The sequence below is a fragment of the Belliella filtrata genome, from assembly GCF_022549775.1.
In the GTDB taxonomy this organism is placed as follows: domain Bacteria; phylum Bacteroidota; class Bacteroidia; order Cytophagales; family Cyclobacteriaceae; genus Belliella; species Belliella filtrata.
Genome location: NZ_JAKZGP010000002.1, coordinates 20,342 through 46,766 on the forward strand (window position 1 = coordinate 20,342; position 26,425 = coordinate 46,766).

General features: G+C 39.6%; 15 protein-coding genes. All 15 read right to left on the minus strand.

From position 1 onward, the window contains the following. Positions 1 to 21: 21 nt before the first annotated feature. Complete coding sequence (gene pdxA / locus MM239_RS01595) at positions 22 to 1,065, minus strand: 4-hydroxythreonine-4-phosphate dehydrogenase PdxA (RefSeq protein WP_241346030.1); 1,044 nt, start codon at positions 1,063 to 1,065, stop codon at positions 22 to 24. A 12-nt stretch (positions 1,066 to 1,077) separates the two neighbouring features. Beyond that, positions 1,078 to 2,223, minus strand: coding sequence for an iron-containing alcohol dehydrogenase (locus tag MM239_RS01600; RefSeq protein WP_241346031.1), 1,146 nt, complete (start codon positions 2,221 to 2,223; stop codon positions 1,078 to 1,080). Beyond that, positions 2,220 to 3,794 (minus strand): sodium:solute symporter, encoded by a 1,575-nt coding sequence (locus tag MM239_RS01605; protein WP_241346032.1) that lies wholly within the window; start codon positions 3,792 to 3,794, stop codon positions 2,220 to 2,222. Before MM239_RS01605 ends, MM239_RS01600 begins: the two co-directional genes overlap by 4 nt. Next, the gene (locus MM239_RS01610; RefSeq protein ID WP_241346033.1) at positions 3,795 to 4,706 is read right to left on the minus strand and encodes a dihydrodipicolinate synthase family protein; all 912 of its coding nucleotides are present in this window, start codon (positions 4,704 to 4,706) and stop codon (positions 3,795 to 3,797) included. A gap of 21 nt (positions 4,707 to 4,727) precedes the next feature. Then, positions 4,728 to 7,556: an alpha-L-rhamnosidase gene (locus MM239_RS01615; protein WP_241346034.1), complete on the minus strand. Its 2,829-nt coding sequence runs from the start codon at positions 7,554 to 7,556 to the stop codon at positions 4,728 to 4,730. A 5-nt stretch (positions 7,557 to 7,561) separates the two neighbouring features. Further along, complete coding sequence (locus MM239_RS01620) at positions 7,562 to 9,421, minus strand: exo-alpha-sialidase (protein ID WP_241346035.1); 1,860 nt, start codon at positions 9,419 to 9,421, stop codon at positions 7,562 to 7,564. After that, positions 9,408 to 10,409 carry a glycoside hydrolase family 43 protein gene (locus MM239_RS01625; protein ID WP_241346036.1) on the minus strand — a complete coding sequence of 334 codons (1,002 nt, stop codon included), beginning with the start codon at positions 10,407 to 10,409 and terminating at the stop codon, positions 9,408 to 9,410. The genes MM239_RS01620 and MM239_RS01625 overlap by 14 nt, the downstream gene beginning before the upstream one ends. 76 nt (positions 10,410 to 10,485) lie before the next feature. Further along, the gene (locus MM239_RS01630) at positions 10,486 to 12,063 is read right to left on the minus strand and encodes a glycoside hydrolase family 28 protein (protein ID WP_241346037.1); all 1,578 of its coding nucleotides are present in this window, start codon (positions 12,061 to 12,063) and stop codon (positions 10,486 to 10,488) included. Positions 12,064 to 12,131: 68 nt separating this feature from the next. Then, entirely contained in the window at positions 12,132 to 13,544 is a 1,413-nt protein-coding gene (locus MM239_RS01635; protein ID WP_241346039.1) for a glycoside hydrolase family 140 protein, read from the minus strand. A gap of 94 nt (positions 13,545 to 13,638) precedes the next feature. Continuing rightward, positions 13,639 to 16,731 carry a DUF6298 domain-containing protein gene (locus MM239_RS01640; protein WP_241346041.1) on the minus strand — a complete coding sequence of 1,031 codons (3,093 nt, stop codon included), beginning with the start codon at positions 16,729 to 16,731 and terminating at the stop codon, positions 13,639 to 13,641. Between the two features lie 175 nt (positions 16,732 to 16,906). Further along, positions 16,907 to 17,569: a DUF3826 domain-containing protein gene (locus tag MM239_RS01645; protein ID WP_241346042.1), complete on the minus strand. Its 663-nt coding sequence runs from the start codon at positions 17,567 to 17,569 to the stop codon at positions 16,907 to 16,909. A gap of 128 nt (positions 17,570 to 17,697) precedes the next feature. Continuing rightward, the gene (locus MM239_RS01650) at positions 17,698 to 19,410 is read right to left on the minus strand and encodes a polysaccharide lyase (RefSeq protein ID WP_241346044.1); all 1,713 of its coding nucleotides are present in this window, start codon (positions 19,408 to 19,410) and stop codon (positions 17,698 to 17,700) included. 326 nt (positions 19,411 to 19,736) lie between these two features. Beyond that, entirely contained in the window at positions 19,737 to 21,455 is a 1,719-nt protein-coding gene (locus MM239_RS01655; RefSeq protein WP_241346046.1) for a RagB/SusD family nutrient uptake outer membrane protein, read from the minus strand. Positions 21,456 to 21,473: 18 nt separating this feature from the next. Continuing rightward, a complete protein-coding gene (locus MM239_RS01660; protein ID WP_241346048.1) occupies positions 21,474 to 24,524 on the minus strand; it encodes a SusC/RagA family TonB-linked outer membrane protein in 3,051 nt (1,016 codons plus the stop codon). 265 nt (positions 24,525 to 24,789) lie between these two features. Beyond that, the gene (locus tag MM239_RS01665; RefSeq protein WP_241346050.1) at positions 24,790 to 26,412 is read right to left on the minus strand and encodes a DUF5123 domain-containing protein; all 1,623 of its coding nucleotides are present in this window, start codon (positions 26,410 to 26,412) and stop codon (positions 24,790 to 24,792) included. Positions 26,413 to 26,425 lie beyond the last annotated feature (13 nt).

Consider the following 26,425-nt stretch of genomic DNA (forward strand, 5'->3'; position numbering starts at 1 on the left):
GTTAAAAATAACCCTTATAGCTCAATTATCCCTGCTTTTTAGAATTCTATTTTTTGCCATTGGAATGGCATAATCTATAGCTAAATCTAATGCATCTTCTGAAGCTATACCTTGTCCAGCTATTTCAAAGGCAGTCCCATGATCTACAGATGTTCGTATGATTGGTAAGCCTAGCGTGATATTCACTCCTTTTACACTCTCCATTATTTTGTTTTCATTATCCCATTTGAAACCTATCATTTTGAATGGAATATGTCCTTGATCGTGATACATAGCCACACAGCCATCATAATATCCTTGTACTGCTTTGGCAAACATCGTATCAGGTGGAACTGGCCCTTCTACATTAAACCCAAGTGCTATAGCTTCTCTGACTGCTGGTGAAATCTCAAGATCATCTTCAGTTCCAAAGAGCCCACCATCACCTGCGTGTGGATTTAATCCTGCCACTCCAATCTTAGGCTTTTCGATACCAAACTGAACACATGCATCATGCAATAAACTGATCACATCTATCACCCTGTCTTTCTTGATCATATCGCAAGCTTGACGCAGTGCTACGTGTGTAGTGACATGAATCACCCGCAGATCTTTTTCTACCAACAACATTGCAAATTTCTTGGTATCAGTGTAGTCCGCATAGATTTCTGTATGACCAGAATAATGATGTCCTGCCAAATTTATAGACTCTTTGTTGATCGGTGCAGTCACTGTGGCATCGACTTTATTTGCTAAAGCCAACTCTATAGCTTTTACAACGGATTCAAAAGCCGCCTTTCCAGCCATGGCTGACACTTTTCCCAATTCCAATTGATCTAAATCAACATTGTCCAAATCAAAGACATCAATACTTTCTATATTGAAGACAGCATCTTCTACCTTATCTATAACATTTACCTTCAAGTCAATACCCAATCTATCTATCGAATCTTGAATGGTACTTGCATCTCCCACTACCAAGGGTTTACATGTATCATAAAGCGCTCCTTTTGAAAAACTCTTTACAATTATCTCTGGACCTATTCCTGCGGGGTCACCCATTGTCACTGCTATGATCGGCTTCATTTACTATTCTCTTTAAAGTAATTTCTTATATATCTCTTCGGCATCACTATGCGTCATTTCGCGAGGATTATTGTCCAACAACCTCTTCACTTTCATACCCAATGTTGCCAACATATTTATATCTTCTTCTTTCACGCCTAAATCTTGAAGTCTTTGATTGATTCCACAGGCTTTTACCAAGTCTTTTACTTTCTCCACGCCCAGTTGGGCAGCTTGATAAGCTGGGGTACCTGGTTTCACTCCTAGCGCTAGTGCCATTTCGGCATGTTTTGGAATATCAGCTTCAAGATTGAATGCAAGTACCTCTGGAAGTAAGATGGCATTTGCTAAGCCATGTGGCACATGAAATTTCCCTCCCAGAGGATAGGAAAGTGCATGCACAGCGGCTGTATTGACTGGTCCAAGGCACATTCCTCCATACATGCTTCCAAGTGCTACAGCTGACCTTGCGGACACATTATTTGGGTCTTCTAGGGTTTTCAGCACATTCTTGCTGATCAAGGCTATGCCCTTTAGTGCAAAGCTGTCAATCATAGGATGACTATGCTTGTTAGTAAAAGCTTCCATACAGTGAGACAAAGCATCTATACTTGTCTCCGCTGTAAGGTTCCTTGGCAGACTCAATGTCAATATTGGGTCAATGTAACTAGCATCAGGCATCAAAAATGGACTAATGATCCCTTTTTTCTCCAAAGTATTTTCATCCAATAAGATCGAATTTGGTGATACTTCACTTCCCGTACCTGAAGTGGTTGGCAAACAGATCAAAGCGGTATTTCTTTCTTGCAACAAATCCCTACCGATCACCTCTTCCAAAGTCTGGGTATTGGATTTCATTGCTGCAAGAATTTTTGCTAAATCTAGAACACTCCCGCCTCCTATCCCTACAATAAGGTCTGGGTTAAACTCCCTGACTTTTTCGAGGTAATAATTATAATGCTCCGTATTTGGCTCCCCAGACTTATAAACTTCATGTGCAATAATTCTATTCTTGTCTGCTAGCGCTCTCACAACAGCCTGTAACTTCTCCTGAAGTGCAGAAACACTCAAAATCCAAACTCTCTGGTAACTGCTAGAACTGATATCTTCAATAAAATTTTGAAAAGCATCTTCTCCGAAAACAAGCTTCTTGGGTTGATATAATGTTATTGATTTCATAAAGATTCCTTAAGTTTCTTGTTTCTACTTTTAAAATAACCATGTATTGTCAAGCTATCGGGAACCTCTTCTCTTTTGAAAAAGCGACTTGCGATATACCCTACTATTAGTACTATCAAATGGCTATATACACCTAGCATGTATTTATGATGAGGAAAGTTGAAAGATCCAAAATCTAACAGTAGCCTCTTTTCACCTCCAAAACTCAATGGTGTAGAAGTAAGAAATGCATATGCAGTAAATAGGATACAAACGATAATCCCGACGGTCACTCCTTTATTATTTGCACTTCTACTGAACAACGCCAATAAAAAGATTCCGACTATTCCTGCGGAGAAAATGGCATAAAGTTCAAAGACTGCTCCCAAAACACCTTCACCTTCCCAAAACACATAGAGCACAGCTACAAATACAGATGCAAAACCTGCTACCAATACCAATAACCTTCCTACAAAGAGTCTTTGTCGGGTAGTACTTTTTGGGTTGAATCTTGTGTAAAAATCCTCTACTCCCACTGCTGCAAGACAGTTCATATCCGAATCCAAACTAGATATAGCGGCGGCAGCAATGGCTGAAATCACCAATCCAGTCACACCTACAGGTAACTCGGTCATTATAAAATATGGAAACACCTGATCCACATTCATGCCTTCTGGCAGTATGTTGTTTGGCAGTTGATAAAAAACAAACAATAGCGATCCAATCAACATAAATACTGTCCATACTGGAACACTAAGAAATACACCCATGTAGGCTGCTTTTTTTGCCTCTTTGTCACTCTGTGCTGTCAAATATCGCTGTACGATGGTCTGGTCTGTGGCATATTTTTGAATAGCATAAAACACCCCATTCAATGCCATTACAATAAAAGTCAATTGACCTAGATCCATATCATATGGACCAAAACCTATCTTTTCCATTGAAATTGCATTTGCTAATGTTTCTTTTGGCCCTATAACTCCATGATTTAAGAGTAAGAACAGGCAAAATAAGCCTCCTCCAATCAAGAGAAATCCTTGGATAACATCCATCCAAATCACTGCTTCTATACCTCCCAAGTAGGTCAATACGATAATCGAGACCCCCAAAGTAACAATCACAATAAAAATATCAACCTGCAACATACTACTCAAAGCTAGACTTACTAAGTATAAAACTGTTCCCATCTTTGAGAAATGCATAAATACAAAAGCTAAAGAGCTATACAACCTTGGAAAGACACCAAATCTTTTTTCAAAATATTCATAAGTACTTAATCCAATCACTTTTCTAAACAAAGGAACAATCACCCATATCATCAATACCAGCACAATGGGAACCATCAAGCCCTGAACCAGTAAAATCCAATTGGATTTGTAAGCAGCGCTGGGGTAAGCTAAAAAAGTCACACTACTGATTAAAGTAGCAAAAATGGACATGCCGATTGCCCAAGAGGGAATTCTTCCACTCCCCGCAAAATAATTCTCACTACTTTTCTGTCTTTTGGAAAAGTACACACCCATGTAGATGGTCCCCAAAATCGAAAGGAGAATTATCGCATAATCCAATATTTGCAAACCTGTTTGCTCCATTTAGAATTTCAGTTCAAGGTTTTCCCAATGCTTAAATACTCCTTGGCGCATTTCATCGTCAAGCATGGTCAATGGTGGTTTCATAAAAGGCTGACATGATCCTCTCTCAGCCATCAATAGCTTCAATGCTGCCAATGATTGGCCTAGTGTCTTACCTCCTTGATACACTTGCGCAACTTGATCAGTAATTTTCTGCCATTCCATCGCTTTCTCCCAGTTGCCTTGAGCTACTTCATCCATCATATCACTGTAAAATGTAGGAACCAGATTACCTGTACTGGGTACAATTCCATCAGCACCCAAAGACAAGCTGTCAACAGATTTGGCTCCCCAGCCACAGAAATAAGAGAAATCTTCTCTTTCTTGAAATAAGGAAATACAGTTTTTCAAGCGCTCTTCATCTCTTTCAGAATCCTTCAATCCGAGGATATGTTCATGTCTACTCAATACCTCTATCACTGAAATGGGAATGGACATTTGTGTGGTAGCTTTGATGTTATAGATTATTAAATCTCCTTTGATAGCATCCGCCAAATTGATAAAATGAGCTTTCATTTGGGATGCTGTCAATACATAATATCCAGGAAGTGTGGCTACTATTGCATCAGCTCCTTGGTCTAGAAAGGTCTTTGCATAAGCTACTTGCTCGTCGAAGCAATTATTAACTACACCGGCATAAACTTTCTGATTCTTTTGTTTGGAGGCAATAGTAACGGCTAGCATTTCTTTGCTTTGAGCCATGTTGAAAGATGATGATTCACCTGTAGTGCCTAAGACTAGGGGAGAAATGTTACACTTGGAAAATCCCTCCATAATTCGAGCTACAGCTTCCAAATCGATATTCCCCTGCTCGGTCAGTGGCGTAATCATCGGTACTACTACTCCTTTATATTTTTTTTCAATACTTTTCATTTTGCAAGCTTTTCCTATTGGTTATTTGGGTTCACTGGTAATGTTATAGCTTCCTGAATTCAGCTTGAAAGATATATTTCCATCTTCCTCCTCGTATTCAGCTATCCACTGCGAGTCCCTTAAGTTCTCTCCATTGATGCTTAGATGGACATTTGATAATGGCAGTACAATGGTACTATTACAATTTGCTGGAATTTCAAAACTGAAATCTGTATGATTCGCTGATTTCTCCCATGAAGAGCTTATGACTCCGTAAGGAGATGCTGTTTGCGCTGAAACTTGATTGAGGTCTCCAACCAATTGTGGCTTAATATAAAAATGCTTGAAGCCAGGATTACACTCATCTACTGTAATTCCAGCCAAGCTTTGGAAAAACCACTCTTCGATCTGCCCCATCATAAAGTGGTTCCAAGAGTTTCCTTTCCGAGGGTCCCATTGCTCTGTTAAGGTTGTCAACCCAAATTGAATCTGAAAACCATAACCTGGTGTTTCGTAATGGTTGTGCATATCATACATAACATCATTCAACCCATTTCTAGCCAAAGTTTGGTAAAGGTACCTGTTGCCCACATCCCCAGTGGATAATTTTCCACCTCTTTCTGCAATTGCTGAAAGCAAATTCTCCAAAACATCCTTTTTATACACTTCATCAACTAATCCTAAAAAAACTGGAATGGCATTCGCATATTGGCTTTCCGATTTGTATTGTTTAGAAGCTTCATCAAAAAACGCTTTATTGAAAGCCTCTTTAATCATTTCCTGAAGGATTGAATACTTTTCAAAATCATCTTGATATCCAAGTAATGCAGCTGTCTTTGCCAATGTTTGCACACCGAAATAATAATGCGCAGTGGCTGACAATGCAATGGGGCTATTTTTAGCATATCCAGCGGCATGGTCTCCGTAATCATACCAATCTCCCAAACCGTGTGATAAAATCTGATCCGATGACTTAGAAGTCAGGTAATCTACATATTGCTTCATGGATTCGAAATGCTTTCTTAACAGCTGATCATCCCCATAAAATTCATAGTACATCCACGGGAGGATGATAACTGCGACACCCCATTCTGGTGAGTCGGTAAAATCCCCTCCAAACTCCACATATTCTGGTGCGATGTTTGGCACCAATCCACTTGCATGTTGGGCATCCACCATGTCTTGCATGATTTTAGGGGCCAATCCTGACAAGTTATAATTGAAAAACAATCCTGGACCATTCAAGTGTGTCTCTTCCAACCAGCCCAATTTCTCTCTATGCGGGCAATCAGTGAATACGGCCTGCATATTGCTTTTGACAGCATTGTTGATCAGCAGATGTGTCTTGTTGAAAATATCATTAGAACTCTCAAAACCTCCAATTTCCTCAACATCATTGTAGATAAAGTTTGCTTTAACGTCAATCAAGGTGGGTGAATTTTTTTTAGTTGTTTTCCCTGGAATATTAGCATCTGCTACTTGGATATATTGAAATCCATAATAGCTAAACTTTGGCTGCCAAGTTTCTTCTCCATTACCACTCAAGGTGTACTCATAGTAATGTGGCCCACCTGATCTTTTTTGCCCGACTGTACCATCAGTATTCAAGTGCTCTCCAACATACAATCTTACTTTTTGACCTTTTTCACCTTTTACTTTGATACTGGGGAAGCCAGAAATATTTTGTCCCATATCAAAGACATACACCCCATCTATAGGCTCCTCTATCGAATGTATATCAAATTGCTTTTGAATCTTGACAGCCGATGCCAATTGCGGTCTCAATTTACCACTTGGCCCATTTTGGATCACGACAGGTTGCCAAGAGGTATCTTCAAAACCTGGACTATCCCATCCATTTTGCGCTAAATTCGCATCATAATCTTCTCCTCCAAAAACACAATTGAAGACTATTGGGCTGGTATGGTATTTCCAACTTTCATCAGATTTCAACTCTTCTGTAGTTCCGTCTTCATAAGTCAGCTTCATCTTGAACATCAAAGTGGGAGGCCCGAAACTCACCAAGAACTTTGCATACCTATCTCCAGAAACATTATACATTCCATTTCCAAGCGTCACCCCAAATACATTTTCACCAGTAACCAAATTACCAGTTACTTCAAAGGTGTTGAAATAGACTGTTTTATCATAATCTGACCAAAGCGGAGCAAATTCACTGTTTCCAATTTTCTCACCATTGATACGAAATTCATAATGTCCTAAACCACTGATATGAACTGTGGCTTTTTCTATTCTCTTCTCTAATTCAATAGACTTTCTCAAAAGAATGCTTCTTTTTGCCAAATCATCCACTTCTGCCCAAAGAGCCTTATTTTCTTCTTTGCCCATCAGCGGTTGATGAAAATTTCTATTTCCTATCGGTAATCCAGCATCTTGCTCTGTAATTGCACCAATCCATTTACCGTCTAAAGACTGTGGCTCAAATTCAAAATATGCTGGTTTTCCCCAATTTGTCTCTTGCTCCTCTTGATCCCACACCTTTACATTCCAATACAGGCCTTGCTCATACTTGTTAATACTTTTATCTAGAGAAATCAATTGACTTTGAGATGATTTTACAATTCCAGAATCCCAAATATCTCCTTTACCTTCAGAAGCAAGCTTTTCTGAACTTGAGACCACCACTTGATAAGCCACTTGGGTAATCCCATTACTCTGGGAAGCGATTTGCCAGCCAAGCCTGATTGGTTCATCTACCGATATACCTACAGGGTTCTCCAGCCAATTCGTGGTCTTTTTGCTAATTTCCAAAGAAGGAGTGCTACAACTTCCTAAGAAAATACTGATCATCAAGTAGCAAATGCTATAGAAAAATCCTTTGAACAATATGTGTCTATTTAGTTTCTTCACGAAGTCTATTTTACTTCACTTGTTTTCAGTGATTTTATTCTAAAAACAGCCTCTTCGACCATTTCTCCAGCATTTTCCAAATCATACTCCTGATCTGCTGGTGTGTCTGGTGTTGGGAAATGCTTTTGCTCTCCAGTTCTAAACATCACCCTTTCCAGAGTCTTGACAGGAGCATGAAAAAGTCTCATGCCCTTATCAACTCCATTTACCTTTATATGATATGACCTGGTGGCTACATCTATATCCAATTCAACTTTGTATGCGATCCCCGATTCGTAAGACTGAATGTTGCGGAACCGCGCTCCTGACTTACTCTTGAGGTTTCCATCTTCATCAAATATCAACCTGATAGCTGGCAACCCTCTTTCATCTTGCAATTCAATCTGCAATAAGCCATGGCCATTTTGCGCTGGTTTGATTTCCATTTCAACCAAGAGCTTTTTGGACTGGGGGAAAACCCTTTCTGCCCTGGCATAGTCAAAAGGATCCTTATCCCTAAGCGTAAGTGATTTTTCGCCTTGATCTTCTTCTATCTTGGTAGAAGCCCAGACTAAATTGTATGTATTCCAATACTTCAACTCCCTACCACTATCCATTTTGTCAAAAATTTCATTTGGATGAACATCCATTGTATGCGTAATAGGAACTGGTATGGAAGTCACCCATATATCTTCTTTGTTCATGCTGTAAGTCACCCACATCTTCTGGTCTTTGGGCGCTCCGTTTCCTTCAAGAATCCCTCGGACGTACTGCGGTCCATAAGATTTGTAATTCCCACCATAGCGCATGGGGGAAATCTCCCCATGAACTAGGAGTAGATCAGTATAATTCAGTCCATCCTCACTGGTAGATATAGCCATAGGCCATCGGTACTCAGAAGGATTATAGATTGTGGCAAATCTTCCATCGGAGGTTTTCTGTCCCCAAATTTTAGCATTCCCATTGATAAAACCAGGAGCTCTGGTTGGTGTGTACTCCCAATTCAAACCACCATCCTTACTGATGGAAGTCAGGGCATGTTTCCAAAGTCCTACAACATTCCCATTGTCCAAATGGTAATAACTAAATGCCTTATATTGCTTTTTCAATGGAACCAATGGATCATCCCTATCCGCCTCTTCTACCCACTGCATCATCATCAATGGATCAGCTAAAATCTCATCACAAGCGCTGACAAAGGCTTTGTCTTTGCTGGTTTTATAGAAAGGAAACGCTGAAAGCTTTTGATCCCATGAAGCATTAAACCGGATAAAATAAATAGGACCAAAACTGCCATCCTTTTTTATCTCACGGACGACCCTGCCTATGCCAAGTCCATCATTGGGATGGTCTTTTTCGTCAATGGCAATCCCGTAATATCCCATAGCCAAAAGCTTCCCCTTTTTGGATACATAAAAACCAACACGTTGGTGCATAATGGCGTCAGCATCTTTGGTGACCCCTTCTACCCCTGGTTTAGAAATTCCGTCTGGGACTTTGTAAATGGGAAACAAAACCTCAGGTTTTGACCATTTTTCCCCATCTTTCGAATGAAGCAATAAAGTATGATTGGGCGGAATATGCTCTCCCACAGAGTCACTGATATAGCTTACATAAAAAGTATCATTCCAGTAGGCCATCATCGAAGCATGATTGTAAGTCCATCCAAAACCATCGCTGAGTTCAGGATATGCCCTATTCGCTCTCATTACTTGAGTCGCATGTACTCCTATTGCAGGTCTCAAATTGCCATGGTGGTAATCAATATTTGAAATCGTCTCACCAGTATAACGTACAGTATCTTGCGCACAGAGTGTCAAAGCACCCATGACAAACAAGCTTAAAGTCAATGCAAAAGTTATCGCCAGTTTCCTATTCAGTATCATTTGCATTGGATTTGTTTTTTGAGATTTCTTTCAGGTTTTCTAAAATTTCCTTAGATATGGTAGTGATTGTACCATGTTTATGCCCTTCGGGAAAAGAAAGCTTCTCGCCGATATTTACAAATTCTCTGAAGTCACTTGTTACTACTGCGGAATAAGACTTGTCTCCATAACTATCATAATAGATAATCCATTCGCCATCCTTATTGACCACCGTAGGTCCTTCAGTCAAGAAACTCGTATAAGGTTCAGAAATATTCTCATAAGGCCCTATTGGACTTTTCCCAAAGGCCACTTTCAGGTTGCGCATGGGCCTGGTGTTGTCTTTTAGCACAAGCACATAATCTTGAGGAGCTCTTTTGACAATCACTGCATCAATTATACTAAAGCCTGGGTCTATGAAAAGTTTAGTCTCGCTAAATTCTTTGAAATCCTTAGTCGTTAAATAATACATCCTGTGGTTGTTATCCTCTTCTTCTTCTCCCCTTTCAAATCTATGAGGAATTGTGGAAGCCCAGATAACTATAAATTGATCATCTTCATCGTCGTAGTAAATCTCAGGTGCCCAAACATTAACTACTGAAGGCTCAAACTCCATGGCAGGAATAAATTGTTGTGGAGACCAATTGATAAAATCTTTGGTTCTGGCATATCCAAAACCATTTCCGCCTTTCCAGTCTGTCGTCCATACCATGTGATAGGTGCCATCAGGCCCTTTGGTCACTGATGGATCTCGCATGATTTTACTTTGACCTACTTCTGCTGGCAAAAACACACCTCCCAAGTCTTCCCAATGATAGCCATCAAAACTAAAGGCGAGGTATAACCCTTCATTTTTTGGCTCTTTAAAAGTAGTGAATAGGTATATCTCTTCTTCTTGAGCCTTTTCCTCGCTAGAATTATGCTCTTCTGCTTTTTGACTACATGATTGGAGGATCAGTAGAAAGCTGATTAGTATCAATAGCGCTTTATGATTAGTGGGTTTATTCATTATTGGTTGTTGCAATACAATGGTTACTTACTATATGGGTAGAAAATGAGCCAATTCTCATCGGCCTATTCATAAATTATTGTCTGACTGTTTTTCTTTTGAGATCCTTTGCTTCTTCAATGGGTTTTCTAACATTGGTCAAAGTATTGTTTTTCATAAATATCTTAGAACTACGCTCTCCTTCTATTTGGAAAAACAAATCAGAAGCTATCATTTGGAAGTTATTATGCAAAAGTGCATTGGATACATTTTTCAATTTCACCACAGCTGTATTTTGAAGTGGATCTCTAGTCTTCACATTGTCCACTATCAGGTTTTCTACATCTTCGAAAATAAATGAAGAGCCAGTAGTGGTAGAAATCTGCACATCATGGAACTCCACATTTTTAGCGGTGTGAACAGAAAAGCCATTCTTTGCTTCCATATTGATATTAGAAAAGCTGATGTTATCTATTGGCATTTCTGAAATTCCATGAACGCTTCCAGCTACGTTGACATCTGTGCCAGTAACATTGGCAATATGGATGTTTCTGAATATCGGAGTACGCTCAGAAATAGGCTCCTTCTTACTTTCTTTATCATAAAAAAGGTCTAGTACGATGGCTTCTTTTTGAATATTATTCATTACAATATTACTTACCCTGATTTCTTCCACAATTCCACCCCTTCCCCTGGCTGATTTGATTCTGATTCCTCTGTCTGTCCCATCAAAGATGCAGTTTGAAATAGTCACTTTCCTGATATCCCCAGAGACTTCACTTCCTATCACCACACCACCGTGCCCAGATAGCATGGTGCAGTTGGTAATCGTAACATTTTCAGTTGCTGTGGCATATTTTCTTCCGTCTATATCTCTGCCTGATTTGATGGTAATGCAATCATCTCCCACAGAGATATGACAATCTGAGATATGGACATTCTTGCAGGATGTTGGATTTATCCCATCAGTATTGGGTGAAGGAGGATTGATTATCGTCAAACCTGAGATTTTAATATCTTCAGAAAAGGCCGGGTTTACTGTCCAAAATGGCGAATTCACAATAGTAAGCCCCTCTATTTTTATGTTCTTGCACTCAAACACTTGGATCAAAGGTGGTCGGAAAAATTTCATTCCTATAGTACCTTGATAATATGGCTCAGTTTTTAAGTCAGGATTCAATTCGTCCCACAATATCTGGTATTTGTTGAGTGGCAACTCCTCTTTCGGATACCGGATCCTATACATTTCCTCCCACCAAGCTTTACCCTGACCGTCGATTTTTCCCCTTCCAGTAATTGAAATATTTTCAGCTTGATATGCATAGATCAACGGAGAAAAGTTTTGCATCACTGTACCTTCCCAGCGCATTTTGACAAAAGGAAGGTATTCTTCCAGATCAGTCGAAAACTTCAACAAAGCTCCAGCATCCAAATGGAGGTTAATATTACTTTTCAGGTGAATCGCACCTGTCAGGTATTCCCCCGCAGGGAAATAAATTGTTCCTCCTCCTTGTGCACTGGTATCATCAATGATTTTTTGAATTTGCTTTGTACTTATTTCGCCCTTTTGACTTACCCCATGTCTAGTCACATCTATCCAGCCTTCTAGATCCATTGCATAGGAGATGTGAGAAGCAATACAGAACATGAAAACAAATAAAATTCTGGTAAGCATTATGCTGAGTTTAGGTGAAATTTATAAGATTTAAGGATTGATAAAGTTAAACCTTGTGCCGTTAAGATTCAATTTAACACCAACACCCAGTCGTTGCCATCCTGCACTTCCCCGCTTGGCTTAAACTTATGGGTACCTTTATTCTCAACCTTTTCTTTTTCTGTGTATTCTCCTGTTCTTGGATTGAACCAGCTAGCATGTATTGTTTCTCCTCCAAATGTCCCTAGCTGAACTTCTATTTCTCTTCCTGTATAGGTATAGATCAACGCATAATCATTACCTCTTGTAGCGATAAGGTAATCATATTTTTCTCCTTGATTGAGAACCAAAGATTGATCTGGAATTCTTTCAAAATATGGAAAATCAAGCATCAAGTTTTTAAGGTGAACCATTTGCTTTGCACCCGGGGCATCCATGGCTTCTTCCCATAGAATATTATTACCATAAGCGCTCGATTCATCCATAGACCTATGCATCTGCATCACGGCGCTGTGCCCATAAGTATAACCTGCGGCTCCAGCAAATACTGACCAATAACCATATCTTCGCACAGCTGCATCATCCCATAGAGGCTCCTTTGGATCGTGTAATCCTTGTGGAATCCCTTCATAGGAAGGCTCTCCATCAAGCGTTGGTTTTGTTGGTTTCAGGGCATAGTCCACTTCTACGTATTTCCAATTGTCCTCTCCAAACGCCTTGCCAGCTGTATCTTGATCATACCTTCTGTGACCAGACTGGAACATATTGAAATCCATCCAATTTTCATGATGAAACCAATCAGAAGATTGTGTTCTTCCTCTTGGGTGAAAAGTGATCAAATGATCTGGATTCAACTCACGTAGGTTATGGCCTATCTTTTGCCATACCGCTGTAGAATCACTTCCAGGTACATCCCCTCCATTCAACCAAATGATATGCTTGGAATCTTTATATCTTTCAGCGAGGAACTTGCTGTAAGCATCTGCATCTCTACCAGTTACCTGACCTGCACGTACAGGAGAACCCCATATCGGTACAAGTGCCATGTATAAGCCCTTCTGACCTGCAAGATCTATTACATAATCAACATGGTCCCAATAATCATATTCTCCCTTCTCTTGGTCAATACCCTCTATAAGTTTTGGAGTTGCCACATTCCCATTCACTAATGCTGTATCACCATAAGCATTGATAGCTTCTGTAGTATGCAGAACCATGACTTGGATCACATTGAAGCCTTTTTGTTTCCTATTCTCTAAATACTTTTCTGAAGCTTCTCTATCCAATTTACTAAAAAGCAACCAACCGGTATCACCTAACCAAAAAAATGGCTCTCCATTATCTGTTTGAAAATACCTCTGGTTTTCGGAAATTTTAAGTGCAAGAACACCTTTTTCCACTACTTCATTCTGCTCTTCAGCTTCCTTTGGATTGCAGGAAAGCACTGTTACTACGACTCCAAAGAGGAGGAAAATATTGCCTAATTTTGAGTTTCTTATCATATTTTTATGGTTTCATTGTTATAATCGTAATTCTGGACTGGGAAAATTACTTGAGGAGTGAAGTACTTAACCGTTCATCTCAACGCTTACGCCTTTATGCTTTCTTAACCCATAGTACTAATGCTCCCTCTTTCGGCTTATGGAGTATTGTCCTACCGCTGAGTTTTTGGGTGGATTTCGATACCATAGCTCCTGATTTTGGATCTATCCAATGGACAACATAAGAGGTCTTTTTTGCTGATAAGTCCAATTCAACTTGATCCTGTACATAGATTAAAAACTGCCTGTTTGGTTCTTCCATTCTCCAGTTCAAATCCTGTACATCATCACTATACACAGGCTGCAAACTTTTTAAACTTTGGACTAAATCAGTATCCTTCAATTGTGGCAAGTCAGGCAATGATCCACCTGAAAACAATACAGCCCATCCAAATTCTGAAGCTTTTGGCGTATTGTATACCACCACCTTTTCAGGGTACTTTTGCCTATATTCACTGATCGCTCTATATACTTCATTTGCCGTTTCTTTGCCAGACTTTAGGGTTCTGGCATGCTGTCTTGGTGCAAGATTTTGACCTCCTTTAGGTGCATAGACACTTCCATTTTGGGTATAGTGCCAATACCTGATATCGATAACATCAATGTATTTACTTCTATGTGCATCTTGCAAAATAGCATCTTGAACATCTTTGGTAGCACTCAAACCCAACAATACATCAGTATGGGTTTCATCTTCCCATTGAATAACCTCGTCCACCCAAAACTCCATGAATGATAATGGCCCAGTATATTCTGCACTGGTAAAATGAATCACATTTGTATTGCTTGCAAAATTTTCTAATCCTTTTCTTATGTACGCTTGATGTAGTTTTCTTCGCTGTGAATGATCAGAGTCGTAGAATTGTTCAGCAAAAAATATCCTTTTGTCTCCTGCATAGGCAGGAGGCTCTGGAAAGCCTGTATCATTGATGTTATTGGCAGGTCGCCAAGGAGAGTCTGACCAATGTGCTCCAGCTTCCAAGATATTGTGCTGAAAATATTGCTGATGAAACAAGATTAAGCCTAGATTTTCTCCTAGGTCAGCAAAATCTTTGAGTCTTTGCCAATACCATGGATTGTATTTTGTCAAATCATATTTACTCAACCCATCCCAGGCAAGACCTTCGCCACTTCTGGCAAATGGCTGCTCATAAAATGGTGTCCAAACTTCTCCATCCATCCTGCGAACCCTTTCATGATCATCTCGTCTCCTATCATACCATAGTCCATAATTATGATCCAATACAACTACTCCATCGTTTTGCAATGACAAAGACATCTTTTCCAAATCATCGGTCAAGCCTAAACCTATCTTGCCAGGGACAAATCGGGTAACATGTGGTTTTGCACTTTTCACATCCCTGTCACGCAAACTCCCTCTCCACCAAGACACTTCCTGTCTTTTGCCGATCAACAATCCTGATTCAGTGATCAATCGACCATCTTTGATTTGAATAGTTACTTTTGAGCGACCTTGCTCTTTAACTTTCTTAGGACTTGTATTAAATAACTTTCCTTTACCAGTCTTAAGGGGGGTTCTTTCAGTAGCTTTTTGTATCCATTCCTTGAGCGACAATAGTTCATTTGAGGCAGCCGCAGTTAGCTGTGCTGCTTGCTCGTAGCTAGGACTTGTAGATGCCTCTGAATCCATGGGCAGCAAATCAGGCTGAAATGGTAAATCACCCAACCTTTCTTCCAACTGAGCATAAAACAAGCTCTTAGGATTGATATGGTTGTTGGTGTTTTCCCAAAATCCATCACCTTGGAATTGCCCCCAAGTACCATAAGCCCAATTTTGAGCTGTTGGAGGAGAAAAACAAGCTATCATTGATGCAGAACATTGCCAAAGCATGCTGTTACCACCAGTCCAGCCAGCGCCTCTCTGCCCTTGACCCAAGTTTCTAAAACCAAGGACATGACCATCTATTTTTACATTGTCAAACAAAGTCCCAGTGGACCAACCATCAACTCCACCACTATGACCATAAGGAAGATAGGACTCACATGCAAGAAAAACATTTGGTCCTGTGGCGTTCAAGCCTACCGAAAAATCATGAATTCCATATTCAGCATAACACCTTTGAATAAGGTTCTGCTGTCCTTCTACAAAAAAAGTCCGACGCCTGTGTCCAGCAATTTCAGATACCGGATCTAGGGAAATACAATCTTCTACTGTGATCTTTCTTCCAGAGGGGTGAATCAATACTGAAGAACCTGCGAAATGATGAAATGTCACTTGTCTGACCCAGGCATCTTGAACATTTTCAAAAGAAATTCCTGTCCAGCGATGAGCTTCATCTTTCAGGTTCAGTGAATCGAAAGTAGATATCAACTGTAAATTTTCAATCCCAACATTGGAAATCCTACCTTCCCAAGTATATTTCTCAAGGTAAGCATTTGTGTACTTGGGATCCAAAGCCATGGTGATAGGGGCATCCATAAATACAGTATCACCATTAACCTGAAGAATTTTCCTGTCCCATACTTGGTTATGATCTCCTGGCTTCCAGCCGATCCATCCCGTTTCTCCTCCAAAATCAGCCGTACCCATAATATCAATCCACTCCTGAGTAGCTGGACGAGTGATCATTATAGCTTGACCTACACTAAGGCTTGTTGTGTTATTCAAAAGCAAATACTTACTATTTACTGGATGAAAAACTGCCTTTAACTCCATCTTCTCTTCCAAAGTAATATCACTATCTCCAAGCACTTTGATCATATCATCCCTATGAGTCCCTGACCCTATCAACCGTGTCCCTGATCCACTACCTCTCAACACAACTCCATCATTTCTCAAAAATACTGTACCATCAATCCAAAAATCTCCCTCTTCCAAAACTACTGCCCCACGGAAACCATCTTTACCCAATGGCAACTTTGAAACTTGATCTAAGGCTTCTTGTATCAAGCCAGTGGCATCTCCTTCTATGGGAGAGATCACATAAATTGATTTTACTAATGGAACCTCAACTTCACTTAACTGATATCCTGCAAATGAATAATCAGGAATTTCATTACCCATATCATCAGCCTCACTTTTCAATTTCCCATCCACCAAGGAAATCTTTGGCACTTGGCCTTGAGCAAACATTGCTGTACTCAGCATCCAAACAGTAACTGTAAATATGAATTTCAATTTATTCATAAGAGGAATGTAAAAACTGGTGTGCATTTATGAAGCTTAGAGGAAATAGAGCCATTCACTGAGAATACTGGAAAATTAGCTTTAATCAAAATCTTTCTGGATGTGGATAATTTGATTTATGATTTTTGTATGGACTTTTGTCCTGTGAGGACACAAATCAAGGGGTGAAGTTGGCTTATTGGCTTTTCTCTCGCATTTTTGCTTCCATGACCTCTGATGCCTCTTTTAGGTTGTAGCCTTCACTAGCTAGATAATTATTTATTCTTCCCTTATATTTCCCAAACCAGCCATGCTTATCCTTTGAGCTACCAGCCATGAAAGCATGCTCTCTGGCTTCCTCCAAATTCTTTTTCACAAAATCCTTTTGTTCAGCATTCAAATCTGGAAGCATTTCTAAATACACCTGATAAGTGTTCGGAGCAACATGATAAGTAAGTCCATTTTTCACCTCTATAATCTGCTCTTCATTTAGGTCTTTTTTCAATTTTGCCAAAAAGGACTTTTTGAGCTTTACATGTTCCTTATCAGCTTTCTTGGCCAAGCTTTTACTTTTCTTTTCCCATTTCTCAGGATGCACTTTCAATGCATTTTTCTCAGCATTACGCCTTCCTGCTTGCTTATCATGAAGGCTACTTAAGTCTCTGTATTGTTTGGCTATGGTTTGCTTGACCCTCTCTGCCTGCTGCTCATCGGAAATAGCTAAGTTTTGAACGATCTTGTCCGCTCTTTCCAAGGTGACTTTCACAAATTCAGGATCAACGCCCTGAGCATTTACATCGTTTGCACTTATGAAGAATATTGCAAATAAAAGAATAGCTGAATTCATTAAATTTTTCATATACCAAGTTTTTTCGTAAAACTAATATGTCTCTTAAAACCATAGCTTATAGCCAATAAAATCACTTTAAATCTCAAAACCAAGGTTGATCTATGAAGAGAAAGACCAAGCATGGATTGATTTATTAACTACCTCATTGGAATCAAGCTTCCATGCTTTTTGTACCAATCAGTCAAGGTGTCTCTGTTGTTTTTAAGATCTTTCCAATCTACAACTTTCAGAGGGTCTATGCCATTGATATACTTTTCAAGGTTTGTGTATCCATCACCATTCAAATCCTTGTTAGCATCTGCAGGATCATTAGGATCAAGGCCAAACATAATTTCCCAAGCATCAGGAATTCCATCTCCATCGGTGTCCAAATAAGGTTCGCCTTCGTAATTGGGGTATCCACCAACTTGGGAAATTTCTACAATGATCCCCTTCTTATAAGAGTCAGGTGGCAACCTCCTTTTCACATATTCACTACCGAGATTTGATTCCAAGTTTTCTTCATATGCTACTTCTCCAGTTTTTACTTGTTTGACAATTCGCTCATCTACAGCGTCTCTTCGGGGGATGGTCGCACCTGCATTTTCAAGCACGAATTGATAGGCTTCCTGAGCTTCCATGATTTGCAAAGGCGCCATGGTGAAAGGCTTATCAACTTTAATATAATCTATGTAGTCTTTAATATCTCCACTTCCAATCTGGACTCCACCTGCCCAGTTGTCTTTAGAAACTTCTGGATGTCCTTCAGCAAAATTCCCTGACACATAAGCTTTTCCATATACAGAAGTATCTCTTTTGGACCTGTCTGATTCAGGTTTTAGGAAACGATACCTGATAGCCCCCTCTTCTGGAGTGATTGGGCCTGGCTTGAGGTAGTTGTTGATGATATTAAATAATGATCGATGATCACCACCATCCACAGTTCTATTCCAGTAATTGAAAAGTACATTATTGACAAAAGTAAAATCTCCATACATGCCTACTGATGGATTTCTACTGATATTGCTTGCCCACAGATTTCTTATGAATGTACTGTTATACCCACCTATGGTACTTCCAAAGCCGTGGTTGTACACGTCCAGAGCCTCCGATGATATGCTGTTTTGAATCGTGATATTGGACGATGGTAATTTTTGCCTTCCCTTACCATTTCCTGCATCATACATGTTCCTATACATGGATAGGTTTTCATCAAGACCCCAGCTAATTGAGCAGTGATCAATCATCACGTTACCTTGAGTATCACCTCCCAAGGCATCATCTCTTCGCGTCACATCTGTAGCTCCTCTTCTAAATCGCATGTGTCTGATAATAACATCATGCGTGTCTATAGAAAAGGTCTCCCCTGCGATGCAAACTCCATCACCTGGTGCTGTCTGTCCAGCAATAGTTAAGTAAGGGGCTCTCACTGATATTGGTTTTTCTAGTTTGATGATACCTGCAACATTGAAAACAACAGTTCTTGCACCACCTGCCTCACAAGCTTCACGTAATGTACCCGGACCATTATCTGCCAAGCTCGTCACCACAAAAACTTTTCCTCCTCGTCCTCCAGGCGTATACATACCACCCCCTTCAGCTCCAGGGAATGCTGGAATATCAGCTTTTATCAAGTCTAAAGGAAATGCTGCCCAAGGTACATATGGCCTTCCACTTTTGGCCTCAGCGTCAATAATTGGTAAAACCTTCTGAAATTGAGCCTCAAGTCTAGCTTCTTCAATTGCCATGATAGAATCTGTCTTGGCTTGTAATTCCTCTGGAATGTCTGGATACTGGGCATATGCAACAAAAGGTATGATAAGTGTAAAAATTAAAACTACAATTATAAATGACTTCAGTGGAGTAAGCATGGCTATCAATTAGGTTATTTCGGTGTATTTCTAAATGTAAAATTAACAGATTAGAAGTTTCAACATACCTGAACCTACCTGCTTCAAAGTAGCTTTGAAGGCAAAGTCAATTGATTAAAGATTATGTTGAGACATCTAATTTCATCCTCAAGAGAGGCTATGATTAAAAAAATCATCGGGAATTTCAAAATAGTGAAATGATAAAGGCAACTTTTATCATACAAGACGTAACGCTGGATAAATGCGATGTAAATTAAAGGATTAGCAATAAAAAATCAGGCTGTAGCAATTCCACCACAGCCTGATAGATAAATCTTAAAACTCAATTAATATCCAGGATTTTGGCCAAACTCATCACCATTGACCAGCGCATCCAATTCTACTTGAGGAATTGGCCTTAGCACATGATGCTCTCTAAATTCCGTAATGTCAGGATTCAAACTGGCGATCCTAGAACCTAGGGTACCAGTTCTTTTAAGATCAAACCATCTCAAAAACTCCCCAGATAATTCTCTGGCCCTTTCATCTAATATAAAGTCCAAGGTAATATCTGCTGCGGTCACCTGCATTTGAGCGGTATAATCTACTGGAGTTTTAACAGCCGCTCTGGTTCTTATCACATTCAAGAATTCAGCAGCATTACCATTGTTCCCAAGCTGATGCTCGGCCTCAGCTGCTATCAAATACATTTCTGGTAGTCTCATGATAAACACATTGAGAAACCCTGGCTGAGCAGCTTCATTGGCTCTAGTGATTGGATCAAAGAATTTTTTTAGAACAACAAAATCATTTCCATTTCTAATTCCATTATTGCTCTCAGTCTGGTATACACTATCTCTGTCAAACACTAAATAGGGTAGCAATGCTTTATTGGGTACAGACTTCTTGGTATTGTAGAGTGCTGTATCTATACCTGCTCTGATCACCGTACCTACAATACTTGGATCCTTTCGATGCTGCTGTACAGCTTGTTCAGTCCATGTAAAATCCCTATTTGCTATCCAAACTTCCTGAAAAGAGGCATGGTATCTGGCATCTATTTCTTCATCATACATGTCCAGTAATGCCAATGTTGGCATCAATTGTCGACCCCCATCTCTACCGTATTCCATACTGAGCGCTAAGCCAGGTTTTCCAGCATATGGAGATAGGAAAAACTGGTGCATTTGATTGGCATTGCCATCATAATTCAAAGAAGGATTGGTTGAATTACTTACTTCATATAGAACCTCCCTGTTGTTTCTATTATTATTTGGATCATACAAATCTTCATAATTATCCCATAGTGAAACGCCAAACTCACCTTGTCTGTCAATGACAGTTTGAGCAGCATCTCGAGCTAATTGAAAGTATTCGGCATTCATATCATAGTACGCCCTAGACAATGCAGCTCTTGCTAAAAACCCATAAGCAGATTTCTTTGAAGCTCTGCTATACTGGTCACCCCAAGAAGCTGGCAAGCTTTCTGCCGCAAATTCCAAATCAGCTATAATGACATCATAAAGCTCATTAATTGTACTTCTTTCAGCTGATGGTGGACCTGAAGGCTCCTCCGTCCTTAGCATAACATTTCCCCATGTCTCTACAATATGCCAATAATAAAACGCACGCAAGAATCTTAGCTCTCCAAGTCTCTGATCTCTTTCTGTTGCATTTGGCCACTCCACCCTATCGATTCTATTTATTCCAGCATTGCAGTGAAGTACTCCTTGCCAAAACTCTCTCCAAACGTTGTTGTTAAAGCCAACATTAGAGGTGAAATTATTGTATTGAGAAAACTGTGCAGCCCACAATCTTTTGTCCCTATTGAACCAAATATCTGTTCCTGATTCGGTTACAAAAACTCCATCCACCTTACCATACAAATACCTTTGTTGGTGGTATGCTGCATTTACCAAGGTTACAAAATTCTCTGGGGATGATTCCCACACTGCTTCACCTGTTACCCCGGAAGGGTTAAACTCATCCAAATCACACCCACAGACACCGATAGCCAGTATTGCAGGTAAGCAAATAGATTTTATATTTTTGATAATATTCTTCATGACTTTCTAATTTTGGGTTTAAAAATCTACGTTGATACCGAAAACAACTTGTCTCATCAGAGGGAAGTTTTCTTGACCACCTGATTCAGGGTCAAAAGACCTCAACCTATGATCTTTGGAATAAGCCCAAAGGTTGTTTCCAGTTACATATAATCTAAGGTTCTGTACCTTGAATTTCTGAGAAACTGTTCTTGGCATGGTGTAACCTAGAGATACTGTCTGCAGCTTGATAAAAGAACCTTCTACAAATGTCAAAGATTGATATCCTGCATAATTGCTAAGACTAGCACCTCTTCTCGGTCTTGGGTAATCATTGGTTGGGTTCTCTGGAGTCCAATAATCAATAAATGCCGGTCCATTTCCTTCACCTCCAGGATTGTACCTCCCTAGCATTCCAGAATTAATCATATGTCCCCATCTTGTGAAGATATATGTCCTCAAATCAAAGGCTTTGTATCTAAAATCATTTTGAAGGCCAAAGATAAAGTTTGGCACATTGGACCCTAAAAACTGTCTATCGTCTTGGTCAATTGTAAAATCTCCATTTACATCTTCAATCTTGATATCTCCTGGTCTGAAAGGTGTGCCTCCGAAATCATATAGTGCAGCTTGATCTGCTTCATTTTCTTGCCAAATCCCAAGTTTATTGAAAGAAAAGAAAGAGTTTATAGGTCTACCTAAAAGCAAAGAGTTTGTTTCTTGCTGAAGAATATCCTCCCCGTCTATCAAATCTACTATCTGCTCTCTATTGCGTGTAAAAGTAAATGTTGAGCTCCAATCAAAGTTTTGCTTCATGATATTTTTGGTGTTGATCATGACTTCTACCCCCTTGTTTCTTGTTGCTCCTATGTTTTCATACATCTGTAATACCCCTGTTGACAAAGGCTGGTTTCTAAGCATTAGCAAGTCCGTGGTGTTTTGCTGATATACATCAACTGTGGCATTTACCCTTCCTTCAAATAGCTCCATATCTGCTGCAAAATTGTAACTAGCAGTATATTCCCAACCCAAATTAGGGTTTCCAGCCAAGGTAGAGAACCTGTAGTAGGTGGAAGCTATACCTCCAAAGTTAAGGTTAGTACCTGCCTGTACTAAAGCCTGAGTACCATATGGTGCTATCGCTGAATTTCCAGCTACACCATAACTACCTCTCAATTTGAAAAAGTTTACCACATTGATATCCCTCATAAACTCTTCATCACTCATCACCCATCCTAAAGCTACTGAAGGAAACGATGCCCATTTGTTACCTGGCGCCAATTGAGAAGCTCCGTCCCATCGGTTTGTCAAAGTAACCATATACCGATCTTTGTATTGATAATCAATCCTTCCAGCATAGGACATTTGATTCTGTCTGACAAGATCAGAACCTATCACCCTACTATCTGTGTCTGTGGCTCCAATATTATAAAAAAGTTGAGTAGGCAAAGCTTGGTTTATCCCGAAAGCATACAAGTTATCCGTATCTCTTCGGATATAATTTGTAATACCTGTAAGTACAAAGCTATGATCATCGAAACGCTTTCTATAAGTTATGATATTATCCAAATTATAAAAGCGACTGAAATTTTGCTCATTGCTTGTATGTGATTGTCTGTTGTTTCTTCGGGCAAAAGAGTCCGCATCTTCATAGATTCCTCTTCTGGAATTATCTAGATTGACTCCAAAGTTAGTCCTGATTTTCAATCCCTCAATAGGCTTCAACTCTAAAAAGGAATTGAATGCCAAGTTGGTTCTGATCTCGTTATCTCTAGCAATAAACTCATTTCTCTCATCTGCTAAAGGACTGATAAATGTAGGATTTGCAGGAATTGGATTCAAATTGATGTTCCCCTCTTCATCATAAGGATTTCCAAAAGGAGATAAAGTTACAGCATTTGATAAAGGAGAGTTCCTCCTATTTCTATTGAAATAGGTTAATTGACCTAGTACACCAACTTCTGCCCAATCGTTTATTTTATGAGAGACATTATATCGTCCATTGTATCTGGTCATGTCATCACCACGCAACATGCCTTCTTCCCTAAAATATCCTCCTGAAAAGAACGACTGTGTTTTGCTACTTCCTCCTTTTACACTTACTGTATGGCTTTGTTGTGTACCATCTCTCATGATCAAGTCCGTCCAATCTACCCACCTGTTATTTTGAACGGCATCCCACTCGCCATCATTGGCAAAAATACTTGCATCATCAGCTGGTGAGCTCCATAGTCCATCAGTCCTGAATGCTTCTCTTCTCAATTGAATGTAATCATCTCCTGTACGCAAAGCTGGAAACTGTGTCATGCCATTTACGCCAAAAAATGCATCATAAGATACTGTGGTTCTTCCTTCTTGTCCAGATTTTGTGGTAATTAAGATTACACCATTTGCTCCTTGGCTACCATAAATAGCTGTTGCAGATGCATCTTTCAATATCTCCATAGACTCGATATCATTAGGATTCAGCGTATTGAGGCTTCCACCCTGAAATCCATCTATAATTACTAAAGGAGAATTTCCACCAGAAATGGATCGATTTCCCCTTACCCTCACATCAAATCCAGCACCTGCTTGACCTGAGGATCTTACAATGTCTACACCAGGAGCTCTACCCTTTATACCTTCGATCACATTGAACGCGGGTGTCAAGGCAATATCTTCAGACTTCACTGATGTCACTGAACCAGTCAAATCTCTTCTCCTTACTTCTCCATAACCAATAACAACAACTTCATCCAAAGCAGAAATATCCTGCTCAAGCTGCAAGTCAAGCTGTGTCTGATTAGAGATTTCAACTTCTCGGGAAGCATAACCAATCGAAGAAAAGATAAGTGTCTGACCACTTGAAACTTCCAAAGTATACACTCCATCTATGTCGGTGATTGCACCACTAGATGTTCCTTTAATTAAAATACTAACGCCTGGAAGCGTCTCCCCTGTTTTTGTGTCTGTTACCGTTCCTGTGATTGTTCTACTCTCTTGCTGAAATGCAAAGGCAACATTAAATGCTAAGCATAGCTGCAACAAAGAGAAAATCATCCAACGGCGGTTCAAGGCTTCAAACCTTGTTCGTACATTTTTCATCATTTCGGTTGATTTTTGGGATTGTTATTGATTCACATGGACTAGGATTAAGTGCAATAAATCAGTGACTATGTAGCACTTCCTAGCTTTTCATAAGTGTAAATTTAGAACTTACGAAAACTGAACCTCCCTGAACTTACCTGTTTGTGAAAAATAAACCACAAAAAAAGTTCAAATCAACCTATATTTTCCTTGCTGTATAACTCTGGGGACTCAAATCTAGCAAATTTAAGCCCCCAGCTTTATACATTTATTTTTTTTAAATTTATTAAAACCACCTCGGGTCTCCTATTGACAAAGCCTTAAGTGCTGCATTTTGAATCGAAAAATTACCACTTGAAGCATTCGTGTATTGAGGGTCAAACTCCACCCTATCGGTCATGGTCGCTCCAGCAGTAATGTTGTTGATATTAGAGCCAAACAAATTACTATTTTGAATAACTAATGATGCTCCATTTTGCATTCTATTGCCATGATTACTCACCTTATTGGTAATGATAGAATTTCTGATTACAGTCCTACCATTTGCTCTCACATCGACAAACCTACCTCCATCACAGACACTATTGACTGTGACATGATCTAAAACAAAACCATCTGTCCCTGTAAAACTTACATCTGGATCGGCTCTTAATAATGCTCTTGCACTGTTCCATATACTAGTATTCTTGATTTGAACACTGGAAATCGATCCTGATCTAAAATCAATAAAATCTCCTCCTGCATTCCCAAAGCTGTGCAATAAGCTGTTTTCGATAGTAACTCCAAATATCCCTGACCCAGCAATTGGTTCTGGCGCACTAGCTGCTCCCACGCCTTGCGTAAAAATCAATCCTGATTCTGCTCCAGAAAGATCGCAATCTAGAAGTTCCAGATTAAACTGGCCAGTAACATATGAAGCCCCAAATATATGTTTGTTATAATCATTGTTTTGCGAGGTCTGTGCCTTACTGATACTATGAATTTTGATTCCTTTGAAATTTAGGTATCCAATATCTCCCCTCAATTCAAAATTTCTCAAAATAATCTCAGGCTTGTTACTGTTTTCTGTAGCAGCCTCAATCGTGAGAGATTTCCCATCTACGAGAATCGTCCCATTTTGTATTTCACTGAAATTATATGTCGAAGAACCAATTCTTATCACTGCACCAGAGGAAGCAGCATTTATAGCAGCCTGAAGGTTAGCATAAGATTCTCCTTCAATTGTTATCGCTGAGTTGATATCCAATGTAAAAAAGAAAAGTTCACCTCTTACGATGTCTCCATCAAATATTTCCGCTTTGTACTCCAGTCTATTCTCACTCAAACCTTCTACTCTTGCTTCCCTTGCTGCAATTTGATCTGGATTCAAATCTAAAGTAACTTGATCACCTCCAGCAGTAGGTGTCAATACTAAACGAGTCACCGTTCCTTCTTCTGGTGCATTCCACCTCAGTAGGACTTGACCTATACCCAAATGCTCATTGTTTACCACCCTGAATATGTTCTCAATGGTATTTGAAATAAATGTAATGGAAGCATAATATGAATTAATCAAAGGATCTGGATTCAATGCCCTTACCCTTGCTGCATAAGACTCCTCAGATTCTAGATCCATAAAAGTGAAAGACTGTTCTCCAACCTCCAATGTATCTGTAGACAATATGCTTGAGAAGTCAGCATCTGTCCCTAATTGAACTTCATAGCTATTGATCCTTGAGTCGGGAGTTTGTGTCCAGGACAAGGTAGCATTTCTTCCTTCTCTATCGATTTGCAAGTCTGAAGGAGAAGGTATGGTATCCAAGGTGAATTCCTGCAAATCCTTACAGCCAGTATAAAATACGATACATAGTGCTAGCCCTAGCAATTGAGCCCACCATGTGGTGCATTGTTTTATTAAAGATTTTTCCATCTATTTGAAATTT

Coding starts and splice junctions, on each gene's coding strand:
- MM239_RS01650 (WP_241346044.1), bottom strand. CDS start 19,410: ATGCTTACTCCACTGAAGTCATTTATAATTGTAGTTTTAATTTTTACA.
- MM239_RS01600 (WP_241346031.1), bottom strand. CDS start 2,223: ATGAAATCAATAACATTATATCAACCCAAGAAGCTTGTTTTCGGAGAA.
- pdxA (WP_241346030.1), bottom strand. CDS start 1,065: ATGAAGCCGATCATAGCAGTGACAATGGGTGACCCCGCAGGAATAGGT.
- MM239_RS01605 (WP_241346032.1), bottom strand. CDS start 3,794: ATGGAGCAAACAGGTTTGCAAATATTGGATTATGCGATAATTCTCCTT.
- MM239_RS01635 (WP_241346039.1), bottom strand. CDS start 13,544: ATGATAAGAAACTCAAAATTAGGCAATATTTTCCTCCTCTTTGGAGTC.
- MM239_RS01640 (WP_241346041.1), bottom strand. CDS start 16,731: ATGAATAAATTGAAATTCATATTTACAGTTACTGTTTGGATGCTGAGT.
- MM239_RS01660 (WP_241346048.1), bottom strand. CDS start 24,524: ATGATGAAAAATGTACGAACAAGGTTTGAAGCCTTGAACCGCCGTTGG.
- MM239_RS01665 (WP_241346050.1), bottom strand. CDS start 26,412: ATGGAAAAATCTTTAATAAAACAATGCACCACATGGTGGGCTCAATTG.
- MM239_RS01655 (WP_241346046.1), bottom strand. CDS start 21,455: ATGAAGAATATTATCAAAAATATAAAATCTATTTGCTTACCTGCAATA.
- MM239_RS01610 (WP_241346033.1), bottom strand. CDS start 4,706: ATGAAAAGTATTGAAAAAAAATATAAAGGAGTAGTAGTACCGATGATT.
- MM239_RS01625 (WP_241346036.1), bottom strand. CDS start 10,409: ATGAATAAACCCACTAATCATAAAGCGCTATTGATACTAATCAGCTTT.
- MM239_RS01645 (WP_241346042.1), bottom strand. CDS start 17,569: ATGAAAAATTTAATGAATTCAGCTATTCTTTTATTTGCAATATTCTTC.
- MM239_RS01630 (WP_241346037.1), bottom strand. CDS start 12,063: ATGCTTACCAGAATTTTATTTGTTTTCATGTTCTGTATTGCTTCTCAC.
- MM239_RS01620 (WP_241346035.1), bottom strand. CDS start 9,421: ATGATACTGAATAGGAAACTGGCGATAACTTTTGCATTGACTTTAAGC.